The 14088-nt window shown below is 71.4% G+C and carries 11 protein-coding genes; 8 read left to right on the top strand and 3 right to left on the bottom strand.

The window, feature by feature from the left end; all coding sequences use genetic code 11:
- The first annotated feature begins 130 nt into the window (after nt 1–130).
- The 5 genes from LEP48_RS10675 to LEP48_RS10655 all read left to right on the top strand — a co-directional run bounded on the left by LEP48_RS10675 (nt 131) and on the right by LEP48_RS10655 (nt 7317).
- Nucleotides 131–1456: an ABC transporter substrate-binding protein gene (locus LEP48_RS10675; protein WP_225565575.1), complete on the top strand. Its 1326-nt coding sequence runs from the start codon at nt 131–133 to the stop codon at nt 1454–1456.
- On the top strand, nt 1453–2385 hold the full coding sequence (locus LEP48_RS10670; protein ID WP_225565574.1) for a carbohydrate ABC transporter permease: 933 nt from the start codon (nt 1453–1455) through the stop codon (nt 2383–2385). The genes LEP48_RS10675 and LEP48_RS10670 overlap by 4 nt, the downstream gene beginning before the upstream one ends.
- A complete protein-coding gene (locus LEP48_RS10665; RefSeq protein ID WP_225565573.1) occupies nt 2385–3296 on the top strand; it encodes a carbohydrate ABC transporter permease in 912 nt (303 codons plus the stop codon). The genes LEP48_RS10670 and LEP48_RS10665 overlap by 1 nt, the downstream gene beginning before the upstream one ends.
- A 64-nt stretch (nt 3297–3360) precedes the next feature.
- Nucleotides 3361–5667 carry an alpha-xylosidase gene (yicI, locus tag LEP48_RS10660; RefSeq protein WP_225565572.1) on the top strand — a complete coding sequence of 769 codons (2307 nt, stop codon included), beginning with the start codon at nt 3361–3363 and terminating at the stop codon, nt 5665–5667.
- Between the two features lie 174 nt (nt 5668–5841).
- Nucleotides 5842–7317, top strand: a complete 1476-nt coding sequence (locus LEP48_RS10655; RefSeq protein ID WP_225565571.1) for a GH1 family beta-glucosidase — start codon at nt 5842–5844, stop codon at nt 7315–7317.
- A 299-nt stretch (nt 7318–7616) separates the two neighbouring features.
- Here the strand turns inward: LEP48_RS10655 and LEP48_RS10650 are convergent, their stop codons facing one another.
- Together LEP48_RS10650 and LEP48_RS10645 are read right to left on the bottom strand one after the other, a co-directional pair.
- The gene (locus LEP48_RS10650) at nt 7617–8282 is read right to left on the bottom strand and encodes an NAD(P)-dependent oxidoreductase (RefSeq protein WP_422723830.1); all 666 of its coding nucleotides are present in this window, start codon (nt 8280–8282) and stop codon (nt 7617–7619) included.
- A 26-nt stretch (nt 8283–8308) separates the two neighbouring features.
- Nucleotides 8309–9259 carry an EamA family transporter gene (locus LEP48_RS10645; protein ID WP_225565569.1) on the bottom strand — a complete coding sequence of 317 codons (951 nt, stop codon included), beginning with the start codon at nt 9257–9259 and terminating at the stop codon, nt 8309–8311.
- Nucleotides 9260–9371: 112 nt separating this feature from the next.
- Between LEP48_RS10645 and LEP48_RS10640 the strand changes: the two genes are divergently transcribed.
- Complete coding sequence (locus LEP48_RS10640; protein WP_308010011.1) at nt 9372–10220, top strand: LysR substrate-binding domain-containing protein; 849 nt, start codon at nt 9372–9374, stop codon at nt 10218–10220.
- A gap of 734 nt (nt 10221–10954) precedes the next feature.
- On the opposite strand, the gene LEP48_RS10635 is transcribed toward LEP48_RS10640, so the two are convergent.
- A complete protein-coding gene (locus LEP48_RS10635; RefSeq protein WP_225565567.1) occupies nt 10955–11293 on the bottom strand; it encodes a hypothetical protein in 339 nt (112 codons plus the stop codon).
- 300 nt (nt 11294–11593) lie between these two features.
- Between LEP48_RS10635 and LEP48_RS10630 the strand changes: the two genes are divergently transcribed.
- Entirely contained in the window at nt 11594–13066 is a 1473-nt protein-coding gene (locus LEP48_RS10630; protein ID WP_225565566.1) for a serine hydrolase domain-containing protein, read from the top strand.
- Nucleotides 13067–13775: 709 nt separating this feature from the next.
- Nucleotides 13776–14018, top strand: a complete 243-nt coding sequence (gene nrdH / locus LEP48_RS10625; protein WP_166849614.1) for a glutaredoxin-like protein NrdH — start codon at nt 13776–13778, stop codon at nt 14016–14018.
- Nucleotides 14019–14088 lie beyond the last annotated feature (70 nt).

Raw genomic sequence — 14088 nt, 5'->3', positions numbered from 1 at the left:
GTTCGCCGTACCTGATTGACGACGCCAGCATCCTTACGCATAATCAACGTCGAAACGCTTCGACGGAGATGAGATGGTCTTGATGAGCTGTCCCCTCCGCCGCACCGTACGGACTCGACGAGGAGGATCCATGAAGGCCCGGATTCGCAAGGCTCCGATGATCGCCGCACTGGCGGTCCTGCCCCTGGCGCTCACCGGCTGTGTCGGCGGAGGCGCCGACGGCGCCGGTACCGCTGCCGGCGGTGACACCGACGACACGACCCTGACCATCTGGCACTACGAGAACGACGACTCGGCCATGGGCCAGGCCTGGGCGAAGGCCATCGAGATCTTCGAGGCCGAGCACCCGGACGTCACCGTCGAGGTGGAGAAGCAGACGTTCGAGCAGATCCAGAAGAACGCCAAGATCGTGCTCACGGGCGACGACGTGCCGGACGTCATGGAGTACAACAAGGGCAACGCGACCGCGGGCCAGCTCGCGGCACAGGGCCTGCTGGCGCCCCTGACCGACGCCGCGGAGCAGCACGGCTGGTCGGACAAGCTCGCCGGGTCGCTCGCCACCACCGCGACCTACGACGAGAACGGCCTGATGGGGTCCGGCGACTGGTACGGGGTGCCCAACTACGGCGAGTTCGTCGGCGTCTACTACAACAAGGAGATGTTCGCCGAGCAGGGCCTCGAGGTCCCGACCACGCTCGCCGAGCTCGAAGAAGTCATGCAGGCCTTCAAGGACGAGGGCGTCACGCCCCTCGCCGAGGCGGGCGCGGAGTACCCGATGGGCCAGCTCTGGTACGAGCTCGTGCTCGCGCACTCCGACCGCGCGCTCGTGGACTCCTACCAGCTCTTCGACGGCGACGTGGACTTCCACGGACCGGAGCTGACGGCCGCGACCGAACAGCTCGACGAGTGGGTCGAGGCGGGCTACGTCGCGTCCGACTCGGCCGGCCTGACGGCCGAGGACATGGGCGTGTCGTTCATGAAGGGCGACTACCCGATGATGGTCTCCGGATCGTGGTGGTTCGGCCGCGTCGCCGCCGAGATGGAGGCGGACTGGGGTCAGTTCAACTTCCCCGGCAACGACCTGCACGTGGGCTCGTCCGGCAACCTCTGGGTCGTCCCGGCCAACGCCGACTCGACCTCGCTCGCGACGGAGTTCATCGACACGACGCTGCGCCCCGAGGTGCAGGACGTCCTCGCGCGGACCGGCGGCCTGCCCGTGGCCGGTGACGCGACGACCATCGAGGACCCCCGAACCCGGGAGCTCACCGAGAACTTCCAGGCGATCCTGGACGCGGACGGCCTCGCGTTCTACCCGGACTGGCCCGTGCCCGGCTACTACGACGTGCTCGTGAGCCAGCTGCAGTCGCTGATCAACCAGTCGAAGTCGCCGGCCGAGGTGCTCGACGGCATGGAGTCCGCCTACGTCGACGGCAGGTCGGACCTGCTCGGCGAATGAGCGCTCCGACGACGGTCCGCGCCCGCCGACGACCGGCCTGGCTCGCGTACCTGCCCTACCTGCTTCCCGGCGCCGTCCTGTTCGCCGTCGTCATCGGGTACCCCCTGGTCACGAACGTCTACATCAGCCTCTTCTCCTGGCGGGGCGGCCTCGCGCCGCTCCGCTGGGTGGGGCTCGACAACTACGCGGAGCTCTGGCACGACGCCGCGTTCTGGACGTCGTTCCAGAACTCGGTCGCGATGATCGTGGCGATGGTCGTCGTCCCGACGGTGATCGGGCTCGTCCTGGCGGCGGTGCTCTTCGACTATCTCGGCCGGCGCTTCGGGGGCCGCGTCGCGTCGGTCCTGCGCGCCACGTTCTACCTGCCGCAGATCCTCCCGGTCGCGGTCGCGGGCGTGCTGTGGAACTGGATCCTCAACGCGCAGACCGGCGCGCTCAACGAGATCCTGCGTTCGCTGGGCGTCCAGAGCCCGCCGAACTGGCTCGGCGACCCCGCGTTCGCGATGCCGAGCGTGATGCTCGTGCTGGTGTGGGTGCAGATCGGGTACCCCGTGGTCATCTTCATGGCGGCGCTGCAGCGCGTGGACCCCGAGCTCTACGAGGCGGCCGAGCTCGACGGCGCCGGCTGGTGGCGACGGTTCCGGGCCATCACGATCCCGCAGATCCGTCCGGAGACGTTCGTCGTCACGCTGACCTGCACGGTCGCGGCCCTCAAGGTCTTCGGTCCCATCTACGTCCTGACGCGGGGCGGCCCGGAGAGCTCGACGCTGGTGCCGAGCTATTACTCGTACCTCAGCTTCTTCGACAAGTCCCAGGTCGGGTACGGCGCTGCCGTGGCGACCGTCCTGACCGTCGTCATCGTCGCGGTGGCGGCCGTCGTCCTGGCGCTGCAGTCGCGCGCCGAGCGCCGTGAGGAGGCAGGTCGCTGATGTCCACGACCCTCGAGAACCCCCCGGTGGCGACGCCGCCGTCCACCACCCGGCGGGCGGTGCGGGCCACCGTCGCGGGCGCCCGGCACCGCCGCGGGCCAGGGCGGTGGCTGGTGCTCGCCGCCGTCGTGCTGGTGGCCCTCGCGGTGCTGTCGCCGATGGTGATCATGCTGCTCAACGCGGTGAAGTCCCCGGCCGAGTACTCGCAGAACGGGCCGCTGAGCCTCCCGACCGAGCTCTACCTCGACGGGCTGGTGAACTTCTGGACCCGCGTCGACTTCCCCGTGAAGCTGTGGAACTCGTTCTTCATCTCCGCGGTCGTCTCGGTCGTCGCGTGCCTGCTGTCCCTGCTCAACGCCTACGCGATCGGCGTCGGCCGCATCAAGGGCCGCATGTGGGTGGTGCTGCTGTTCCTGCTGGCGAACATGCTGCCGCAGGAGGCCTTGATCTACCCGCTGTTCGACATGGCGCGCCAGGTGGGGCTGTCGAACTCCCAGTGGTCCGTGATCATCATCTTCACCGCGATCCAGTCGGCCTTCGGCACCTACCTGCTGGCCTCGGTGCTGGGCACGTTCCCGCCCGCGCTGCTCGAGGCGGCGGCGCTGGACGGCGCGGGCCGGTGGCGGACGCTGTGGCAGGTCGTCTTCCCGATCGTGCGGCCGACGCTCATGGTGCTCATGATCTTCTTCTTCATCTGGACCTGGAACGAGTTCTTCATCCCGCTGGTGATGCTGACCACCAACGACACCCAGACGATCCCGATCGCGTTGGCGTCTCTGCAGGGGGACCGGATGATGGATGCACCGACGACGAACGCCGGCGCACTGGTCTCCCTGCTGCCCGCCCTGATCTTCTTCCTGATCTTCCAGCGCACCCTGACCCGAGGCGTCACCGCCGGCGCCGTGAAGTGACGCACCGGCCGGCACCGCCCGGCCCGAGCCCGCTCCCGGCACCCTCAACCCTGACGAGGTATTGATGAAGTTCACCGACGGCTACTGGCAGACCCGTCCCGGCATCGACCCCCTGTACGCGGTCGAGGTCGACGACGTCCGCGTCGACGAGGCGGCGGGCACGATGACGGTGTACGCGCCGACCGCCGTGATCCACACCCGCGGCGACACCCTCAACCGGCCCATGATCACGGTCACCTACTCCTCGCCCGCGCCGGGTGTCGTGAAGGTCCGCGTGGAGCACTTCGCCGGCGCGGCCCGGCGCGGCCCGGACTTCGCGGTGTCCTCCGCCGACGGCTACCGGCCGGTGGTGAAGGTCGACGAGACCTCCGGCGTGCTGGAGACGGGCGGGCTCACGGTGCGGGCGCACCGCGGCGGCCGGTGGCACGTGGACTTCGAGCAGGACGGGCGCGTGCTCACCTCGAGCCTGCCGAAGTCCGTGGGCGTCATGACGACCGCGCACGGCGTCACGCCGCCCGGGTCCTGGGTCCACGAGCAGCTGACGATCGACCCGGGCGAGCACGTCTACGGGCTGGGCGAGCGGTTCGGCCCGTTCGTCAAGAACGGCCAGTCCGTCGACATCTGGAACGAGGACGGGGGCACGTCGAGCGAGCAGGCGTACAAGAACGTCCCGTTCTACGTCACGAGCAAGGGCTACGGCGTCTTCGTCGCGCACCCGGAGCGGGTGTCGTTCGAGGTCGCCTCGGAGGTCAACACCCGGGTGCAGTTCTCGGTGGCGGGGCAGGCGCTCGAGTACTACCTCGTGGGGGGCCCGACGCCGAAGGACGTGCTGCGCCGCTACTCCGGGCTCACGGGCCGGCCCGCCGAGGTGCCCGCGTGGTCCTACGGGCTGTGGCTGTCGACGTCGTTCACGACGGACTACGACGAGGCGACGGTGACGAGCTTTGTCGACGGCATGGCGGAGCGCGGCCTGCCGCTGAGCGTCTTCCACTTCGACTGCTTCTGGATGCGCGAGTACCAGTGGTGCGACTTCGAGTGGGACCCGCGGGTCTTCCCCGACCCGGAGGGCATGCTCGCCCGGCTGCACGAGCGCGGACTGCAGGTCAGCGCATGGATCAACCCGTACATCGCCCAGCGGGCCGCGCTGTTCGGCGAGGCGGTCGAGAAGGGCTACCTGCTGCGCACGTCCGACGGCGGCGTGTGGCAGTGGGACAAGTGGCAGGCGGGCATGGGCCTCGTGGACTTCACGAACCCGGAGGCGAAGGCCTGGTACGTCGGCCACCTCGAGCGACTCCTGGACCAGGGGGTGGACTGCTTCAAGACCGACTTCGGCGAGCGCATCCCGGCCGACGGCGTGGTGTGGCACGACGGCTCGGACCCGCAGCGGATGCACAACTACTACGCGCAGCTCTACAACCAGACGGTCTTCGAGCTGCTGGAGCGGCGGCGCGGCAAGGGTGAGGCGGTGCTGTTCGCCCGCTCGGCCACGGCCGGCGGTCAGCAGCTCCCGGTGCACTGGGGTGGCGACTGCGACTCCACGTACGCCTCGATGGCGGAGTCGTTGCGGGGCGGGCTCTCCCTTGGCCTGTCCGGCTTCGGGTACTGGAGCCACGACATCGGCGGCTTCGAGGGCACGCCCGACGCGGGGGTGTTCAAGCGCTGGGCCGCGTTCGGTCTGCTCTCGAGCCACTCGCGGCTGCACGGCTCGCACTCGTACCGGGTGCCGTGGGCGTTCGACGAGGAGGCCGTGGACGTCACGCGCCGGTTCACGCGGCTCAAGCTGTCCCTCATGCCGTACCTGGCCGGCGCCGCCGAGCAGGCGACCGGCGAGGGCACCCCGATCATGCGGGCGATGGCGCTGGAGTTCCCTGGTGACCGCGGGACGTTCGGGGTCGACACGCAGTACATGCTCGGCGACGCGCTGCTCGTGGCGCCCGTGTTCACGGCCGACGGCGAGGTCGAGTACTACGTGCCCGAGGGCACGTGGACCCGGCTGGTGGACGGTGCCGACGGCGCGCACGCGGCGACGGTCACCGGGCCGCGGTGGGTCACCGAGACGCACGGGTTCGACTCGCTGCCCGTCCTGGTGCGCCCGGGCACGGTGCTGCCCGTCGGTGCCCGGTCCGACCGACCGGACTACGCGTGGGCCGACGGCGTCGAGCTACGCCTGTTCGAGCTGCCGGACGGGTACGACGCCGTGACCGCCGTCCCGACGGGGGGACCAGGGCAGGCGCCGGCGCGCTTCCGCGTCCGTCGCGACGGTGACCGCGTGACGGTGTCCACCGACGACGCACCCGGAGCCTGGTCCGTCCGGACCGGGGACCGGACGGCGTCCGGCCGGGGCGCCGAGGTGGTGACCCTGGACCTGTGAGGCCCGGACCCGCCCTGCGCCTGCGCGGGGCGGGTCCTCCCGCTACACTCGAATCGATTCGTGGGAACGCTCCCACGCTCTCGTGACCATCCCGTGCGGACGACGTCGACCGCACACCGACCCGGAGGACCAGTCATCGTGTCCACACCAGCGAGCACGACCACGAACGCCGTCGTGAGCGACAGCACCACCGACACCTCGGCATCGCCGGCGGCGACCGGCCGCAGGACCTTCCCCGCGGACTTCCTGTGGGGCACGGCCACGGCCGCCTACCAGATCGAGGGGGCCGCCGCAGAGGGCGGCCGCGGCCCGTCCATCTGGGACACGTACTCCCACACGCCCGGCCGGACCCAGGGCGGCGACACCGGCGACGTCGCCTGCGACCACTACCACCGCTGGGAGGAGGACGTCGACCACCTGGCGCGCCTCGGCGTCCGCGCGTACCGGCTCTCCATCTCGTGGTCCCGGGTCCAGCCGGGCGGACGCGGACCCCTGAACGCCGAGGGCGTCGCCTTCTACCGGAACCTGCTCGACGCCCTGCGCGAGCGCGGCATCCGGCCGTTCGTCACCCTGTACCACTGGGACCTGCCGCAGGAGCTCGAGGACGCCGGCGGGTGGGGCAACCGCGAGACGGCCTACGCGTTCGCGCAGTACGCGCGGCACATGGCCACCGAGCTCGGCGAGCGCGTCGAGGCCTGGACCACGCTCAACGAGCCGTGGTGCTCCGCGTACCTGGGGTACGGCTCCGGCGTCCACGCGCCCGGCCGCACCGAGCCCGAGACGGCGCTCGCGGCCGTGCACCACCTCAACCTCGCCCACGGGCTCGCGGTGCAGGCGATCCGGGAGGTGCTGCCCGGCGCGCAGGCGTCGATCACCCTCAACCTCCACGCCGTCCGGGCGAACGACCCCGCGTCGCCCACCGACGCGGACGCCGTGCGCAAGATCGAGGCGCTGGCCAACCGCGCGTTCCTCGGCCCGATCCTCGACGGCGCGTACCCGGCCGACCTGCTGCTGGACACCGCGCACGTGTCCGACTGGCCGTTCGTGCTGGAGGGCGACCTGGAGCAGATCCGCCAGCCGCTCGACGTGCTGGGGGTCAACTACTACTCGACGGTCACCGTCCGCCACTTCGACGGCTCGGGTGAGCGCGCGGAGAACGACGGGCACGGTGCCTCGAGCCACAGCCCGTGGATCGGGGTCACGGACGTCGAGTTCGTGCAGCAGGCCGGCCCGTACACCGCGATGGGCTGGAACATCGAGCCCTCGGGCCTGACGGACCTGCTGCTGGACCTGCACCGCGCCTACCCGGGGCTGCCGCTCGCGGTCACGGAGAACGGAGCGGCGTTCGACGACGAGCTGGTCGTCGAGGACGGCGCGCGTCGCGTGCACGACGAGCGCCGCGTGGCCTACCTGCACGATCACGTCGAGGCGCTCGGCGTGGCGCGCGACGCCGGTGCCGACGTCCGTGGCTACTTCGCGTGGTCGCTCATGGACAACTTCGAGTGGGGCTACGGCTACTCCAAGCGGTTCGGCATCCTGCACGTCGACTACCCGACGGGCGAGCGCACGTGGAAGGACTCGGCGTACTGGTACGCCCACCTCACCGCGAGCGGCGAGCTGCCCCCGGTGACTGCCGTCGACCCGCGCTGACGCCGCCCTCACCCGCGGCCCCAGGAGGTTGCTGCCGGGATGGACGCCGAGATCGACGTCATGCCGGGCGCAACCTCCTGGGCCTGCGGGGAGCGGCCAGGTGCGTCCAGACGCACCGGTGCCGCAGGTCAGAGGCGACATGGGTCCCCAGGCCGACATGGGTCGGCCCGTTCGCACCGGACACGGCGCGCCTGTTCATCGTGCCGTTGATCGAGCAGCCGTTCATCGGCGGCCGAACGGTCCGATCCTCTCCGTGGTGACACATCGCATCGACGGTGACGGCCCGATCGTGGCGCGCCTCAGCATCGGTCGGTCGTGACCGTTTCTCGGACCTCCCCCTCGGCGGTGGACGACGTGCTGGGTTCGGCGACGGTGAAGTGGTGCTCGTTGCTCGGGTCTTCGAGCTCGTCGAGTGCGGCGAGAGCGAGGTCGGGTGCGGTGATCCGTGAGCGTCCGTCGCGGTCGGTGAGCAGGGTGGTGGTGCCTCGTCGGTAACGGCCCGTGCCGGTGCCGGGCTCGAAGACCGCTGGTGGGCTGAGGTAGGTCCAGCGGGTGTAAGGGTGTTCTTGGCAGGCGTGAAGCTGGTCGAGGCTTGCCTGCGCGATGGTTCGCCAGGTCGGTGGCACGTGGCGAGGATCCTCGATCAGTCGCAGGTCGGGGTCGGTCGGGGAGCGCAGCGGGGCCGAGCCGCCGACGATCAGGACTCGGGTGGCGGTGCGTTCTGCGGTATCGAGGACCCTGCGGGTCAGTGGAGCGAGCCGGTGCTCCTCGCCCGGGGCGAGGCGGATCGTCAGGACCGCGGCGTCGGTCGCGGCCAGGGCCGAGGCGAGCTCGCAGGTGCGGACGACATCGATGGTGCATGCGGTGAGCCTGGGGTGCCCTGGTCTGTCGGGCATGCGACGGGCGAGCGCGACCACGTGGTGGCCGCGGGTGAGGGCTTCGGTGACGATGGCGCTGCCGGCCATGCCGGTGGCTCCGAGGACGGCGATCTTCATCGGGTTTCGGTGTTCGAGTGGCACGGCCGTTGGCGGTCCTTCATCTTCGGTGCGGTGAGCTGGCCTGCGACCAGGCTGCTGAGGGCGAGGGCGAATCCGGCAAGCTGGATCGCGTTGAGGGACTCACCGGCGATGACGGCGCCGAGGACGGCGGCGACGAGCGGCGAGAGCAGGCCGAGGAGTGCGGTCGCCGTGACGGGAAGTCGACGGATGCCGGCGAACCAGAGCGTGTAGGTGAGCAGGCCACCGATGAGTCCTAGCCAGAGGTAGCCGGCGACGGCGGGGCCGTCGACGCCGGTCGGGACGCCGTCGAGCAGCAGGGCGGGGAGCAGCAGGGTGAACCCGGCCGCGGTGAGCTGCCAGCCGGCGTATCCCATCGGGGTCACGCCCGCGGGGCGCCCCCATCGCTTGGTCAGGACGACGCCGGTGCCCATGGATGCCGCGCCGGCGAGGCCGGCGAGGATGCCGATCGGGTCCAGGTCCGCTTCGGGGCCGAGGACGACGAGGGCGACGCCGACAATGCCGACCACGCCCCAGGCGACGCGCCAGGTAGAGAGTCGTTCGTGGAGGATCGCGACGGCCAGGAAGGCGACCACTATCGGCTGGCCCGCTCCCAGGGTTGCCGCGACGCCGCCGGGCAGGTGCTGCGCGGCGAGGAACAGCAGGGGGAAGAACGCCCCGACGTTCAGCACGCCCAGGATCACGCTCTTCCACCACCACGATCCGTGCGGCAGCCGGCGTGTGAGCATCAGGGCGATCAGGCCAGCGGGCAACGACCGTATGAGGGCGGCGAACACCGGGTGCCCGGCGGGGAGCAGCTGGGTGGTCACGATGTAGGTGGTTCCCCAGACCGCCGGCGCGATCGCCGTCATCAGTGTCCAGCCGACCCCTGGGGGAGCCGCTGTCGGCGGCGGGACGGGTGCGACCGAGGTAGTGGTGGTGCTCACCGGTTCATCGTCATCCCCCACCGGATATGAGTCCAACACATGGTTTTCATGCCAACGATGATCGGAGATGATTGATCGGGTGGAGCTTCAACAGATGCGGTACGTCCTGGCCGTGGCCGAGGAACGCAACTTCACCCGCGCCGCACAGCGCTGTTTCGTCGTGCAGTCAGCGCTCAGTCACCAGATCAAGGCACTCGAGCAGGAGCTAGGTCTCGTCCTCTTCGCCCGCACCAGCCGTCGGGTCGAGCTCACGCCCGCTGGGGAGGCGTTCCTCCCGTCGGCACGGGCATGCCTCGAAGCCGCCGAACGTGCCGTCAACGACGCCGCGGCGTCGACCGGACGGCTTCGCGGCACCTTGACGATCGGAGTGATCCCCACCGTCACCGCGATCGACCTTCCCGCCTCGATCGGCGAGTTCCACCGTTCCCACCCCGAGGTGCGGATCATGCTGCGCACCGGAGGCAGCCACGAGTTCATCGCCGCCATCGCCGACGGCGGTCTGGACGTCGCGGTCCTCGGGCTCCCCGAGTCCACGTCGGTCCAAGGCATGCAGACACGAACGCTCGCCCGCCAGAACCTTGTTGCCGTCGTCTCCGCGACCCACCGGCTCGCTCACCGTCGACGGGTGCAGCTGGTGGACCTGACGCAGGAAACCTTCGTGGACTTCCCCGTCGGCACCCCCGGCCGCGCGCCCTCCGACCACGCCTTCCAGGCACTGGGCCTGTCCCGCGAGGTCGCGTTCGAAGCCACGAACACCGAACTCATCCTCGACCTTGTCAGGCACGACCTCGCCGTCGCGCTCCTGGCCCCCGACGTCGTCCCAGCAGACGGACGACTCCGCACCATCGATGTCGCCGACGGCCCCGTCCGCATCGAGTATCTCGCCTGGAGCGGCTTCAACCCTGCGCCGGCAGCACAGGCGTTCCTCGAACAGATCCGACTGCCGGCAGCACCAGAATGAGTCGCTGTCCGCCGTGTCATCGCGGTGCCCGAGCGAAGCGGCCCGCTGGACCGGCACTCGCATCACACAGAGGCGTTGAAGCCTCCGTCACCCGATCCTGGCGTCCTCAGAATCGACGGTCGCTGAGGCTGGAGGAGGGCGCCCACCTTGTGCGCCCACGGCTCCCCCGGGCGATGATCGAGTTGAACGCGCAGCTCGCACTCCACCACCGAAGGAGACGTGTCGTGAGCGACCAAGAGCACTCCGATCCCACCGAACCGACGAGTCCCGGCACTCCTGCCCGTCCGGGCGCACGTCGCTCCGACGACGTCCTCGAGGAGCCCAAGAGCCCGGGCCCGCCGCCTCATGGAGCGACGTCGACCCCGTCGGACGATCTTCTCGACGAGCCCAAGAGCCCCGGCCCGCCGCCTCATGGAGCGCCGTCGACCCCGTCGGACGATCTCCTCGACGAGCCCAAGAGCCCCGGCCCGCCGCCTCATAGAGGGACGTCCCCCTCGGACGACGTCCTCGACGAGCCCAAGAGCCCAGGCCCGCCGCCGGGCTCGATCCCCGGAGAACCGGCCTAGATGTACCCGGCCGGAACGCGGCTGCGAGCCCGGTAGCACGTAGCCGTTCAGCGGCGTACGTGATCGTCCGGCTCCGATCCCGCTTCCGGCCGCCTCGGAATCGGTCGGTCCTGACATGGTTCAGCGAGCAACCGGGCCGGCCGCAAATTTCCACCGCCAGCCATCCGGCTACTCGATCACGAGCCGGACAAGGTCCCTGCCGTCGTGTGTGTAGGGCTCGTTGCGGACGCGCTTGCCCACGAGCTCGGCGGCCCGACGAACGTCCTCGAGGTCCCCTCCGAGTTCGAGCACCACACGAGCACCGGGCTCGCTGTGCGAGGGCGGGGGAGTCACGAAGCGATGGACATCGAGGGAGTACCTGTCCAGGACGTCCTCCAGGGGGTGTTGGCCCTCGCCCTGCTCCGACACGAAGGAGAGCACGACCCGGTAGCGGGTGGTGTCGGGGTCCGCGAGGTCCAGATACACCCCGCCGTCGAGCGTCTCCCAGCGGTCGCTCTCGGACCCCATCAGCGGGGACTCGATCGTGATATCTCTCACCGGTGTCGCCCCTCGCGCTCGGCCACGGCCCGTCTCATCTCGACAGGCACAGCGTTTCGACTCGGGACGGACCCTAGCTTCTCCTCACGGTTCCGGGCGGTGACGCCCACGGTCGGGCGGGGAGCGCCCGGCGACGGGACCAGCCGGTGCGCGATCTCGGCGCGTCGGGCGCCTCGGGGCCGTCGAGCAGTGACCGCTCGACGTGGCTAGCACCGACCCGAGCGGGCCCTGCTCGACGTCGGGGGCCGGCAGGTCGGTAGCGTGCGCTGCATGATCGCCTCGCCTGCCCCGATCACCCCGACGGGCGCGTCCGCCCCGACCGCCTCGCTGCCCGCCGGGACCGGGGCGGCGCTCGCCGAGACGCTGCACCACGTGCGACGGGACCGGCGGGTGCCCGCGCTGTCGGCCGCCGTCGCGCGGGGAGGCGAGACCGTGTGGGCGGACGCGGTCGGCGCGGCACGGCTGGGCGCCGACGGTCGCGACGAGCCCGTCACCACGGACACCGCGTTCCGCGTCGGGTCGATCACCAAGCCGATGACGGCGGTGGCCGTGCTCCGGCTCGTCGCGTCCGGCCGGCTCGGGCTGGACGACCCGGTGGGCCGGCACGTGCCGGACGCCCCGGCGCCCACGGCCACCGTCGCGCAGCACCTGACCCACACGGCGGGGCTGCCCGCCGAACCGCCCGGCCCGTGGTGGGAGCGCCACGGCGCGGGCACGTGGGAGGAGCTCGTCGCGTCGGGGGCGAGGCCGCTGTGGGCACCCGGCGAGCGGCACCACTACTCGAACCTCGGTTATGCGGTCCTCGGGCACCTGCTGTCCCAGGCGCACGGGCGCGCGTGGGACGACGTGCTGCACGAGGAGGTGTGGGCGCCGCTGGGCATGTCGAGCACCGGCCGGGTCCCGCTCGGGCCGGCCGCGACCGGTTACGCGGTGCACCCCCACGCGGACGCCGTCCTGCCGGAGCCCGTGGCCGCGTACGGCGCGATGGGGCCGGCGGGGGAGGTCTGGTCGACGCCCGGCGACCTCGCACTCTTCGCGTCGTGGCTGGTCGGCGCCGGGGGGTGGGCCGACGACGGACGGGTGCTGTCGCCCGAGTGGCGCCGCCGCATGCGGATCGCCCGCGTGGCTGTCGACGAGCCGGGCGCGGCGTCGATGTCCGCGTGGACGCTCGGGCTCTCCGTGCGGCAGCCACGCCCCGGCAGCGTTGCGCGGACGGTCGGGCACGGCGGCTCCGTGCCGGGGTTCACGGCGTCCGTGCGCGCAGACGCCGCCACCGGTGACGTCGTCGCCGTGTGCGGCAGCTCGACCGCCGGGTTCGGCGACGAGTCCGCGTTCCGCGACCTCCTGGGCCGGGCGCCCTCCTCTGCACCCGCTCCCCGGCAAGGTCCTGGGCGCACCGTGCCTGAGCTCGCGCTCACCGGCACCTGGTACTGGGGGCCGGTGCCGCACACCGTGAGCCTGCAGGCCGACGGCACGCTCGCGCTCCGGGCCGCGGGGGACGTCGGGCGGGGCACCGCCTTCGAGCCCGACCCGGACGCCGCCGGCGCGTGGGTCGGCGTCGACGGCGGCTACTGGCTCGGCGAGCGGCTGCGCCCGGTCGCGGCGGCCGTCCCCTCCGGCGAAGGGGCGTCCCCCGTCGCCCTGGACGTCGGGACGTTCCACCTCACGCGGGCCCCGTACGACCCGTCGACGGAGGTCCCGGGCGGCCTCGACCCGGCGGGCTGGCGTCCCTGGGCCCGCTGATCGGTCGCGGCGCGTCCTGGCAGGCCTCTCGACCGGGCGGTGCCGGTCCTTGCCGGTCTCCACCCGGCGGGTACCGGGCTGTGCCGGGCGGGCTGGGTGCGACACGCCCGCCGGTGCGACACGCCGTGCGGCGCGACTCACTTTTGGGGACCAGGACGGCCGATCTGCCCCGTGCCGGGCGTCGAGCAGGTGTGTGGTGCGCCTCCTGTGCCCGCCGGTCGCACCCCTCTGGCGGGGGTGCGACACGCCGACGGCGGCCTTGCCCACACCTTGTGGACGGTGGCCGTCCGCAGCCTGTGGACGGTCGGTCCGGCCACCCGCTGCGAGCCGCACGGTGGTGCGCGGGGAACGCTCGCCGGCGCCCGGCCACGAGGGTGCACCGAGCGGTGGAGAACCCCTCGTGCGAGGCCGCTGTCAGAGGCTCGTGGGACGCTGGACGACACGCCGAGAGGTGCTGTCAAGGCCCCGAAGCGAGGCGAATGACACGGGTGTCAACCACAACATGTCGGTTCCCAGCGCGCATCGACCACTAGGTGTAGTGTTTGGAGCACGCGAGGCGCCCAGGCCCTCGAACAAAGCACACCGGCGTAGTTCCACCGATGTCACCCCAGGTCGGGGCCCTGACAAGGGCGCCGGACGGGGTCGGTCAGGAGCGGCGCACGGATCGGACGACGCCTCCGCGGGGGCGCGGAGAAGGGGAGAGACGGACATGAGCATCACGGTCTACAGCAAGCCGGCCTGCGTGCAGTGCGACGCGACCTACCGCGCCCTCGACCGCAAGGGTGTCGAGTACACGGTCGTGGACATCACGCAGGACGCCGAGGCGCTGGAGATGGTCCGTGGGCTCGGGTACCTGCAGGCTCCGGTCGTCGTCGCCGGCGACACGCACTGGTCGGGCTTCCGCCCCGACCAGATCAGCGCCGTCGCGGCGCAGCAGGCCGTCTCGGCCTGAGCATCCGGGCCGCGCGGGGGTGCGGCCCGCACCCACCCGGGCGTCCCCGCCCGGGTGACGAGGCGTACCC

The sequence above is a fragment of the Isoptericola luteus genome, from assembly GCF_020297055.1.
In the GTDB taxonomy this organism is placed as follows: domain Bacteria; phylum Actinomycetota; class Actinomycetes; order Actinomycetales; family Cellulomonadaceae; genus Isoptericola; species Isoptericola luteus.
Note: the sequence above shows the minus strand (reverse complement) of the source record. Positions and strands in the feature narration are given on the sequence as shown.

Coding starts and splice junctions, on each gene's coding strand:
- LEP48_RS10630 (WP_225565566.1), top strand. CDS start 11,594: ATGATCGCCTCGCCTGCCCCGATCACCCCGACGGGCGCGTCCGCCCCG.
- yicI (WP_225565572.1), top strand. CDS start 3,361: ATGAAGTTCACCGACGGCTACTGGCAGACCCGTCCCGGCATCGACCCC.
- LEP48_RS10650 (WP_422723830.1), bottom strand. CDS start 8,282: ATGGCCGGCAGCGCCATCGTCACCGAAGCCCTCACCCGCGGCCACCAC.
- LEP48_RS10675 (WP_225565575.1), top strand. CDS start 131: ATGAAGGCCCGGATTCGCAAGGCTCCGATGATCGCCGCACTGGCGGTC.
- LEP48_RS10665 (WP_225565573.1), top strand. CDS start 2,385: ATGTCCACGACCCTCGAGAACCCCCCGGTGGCGACGCCGCCGTCCACC.
- LEP48_RS10670 (WP_225565574.1), top strand. CDS start 1,453: ATGAGCGCTCCGACGACGGTCCGCGCCCGCCGACGACCGGCCTGGCTC.
- nrdH (WP_166849614.1), top strand. CDS start 13,776: ATGAGCATCACGGTCTACAGCAAGCCGGCCTGCGTGCAGTGCGACGCG.
- LEP48_RS10635 (WP_225565567.1), bottom strand. CDS start 11,293: ATGGGGTCCGAGAGCGACCGCTGGGAGACGCTCGACGGCGGGGTGTAT.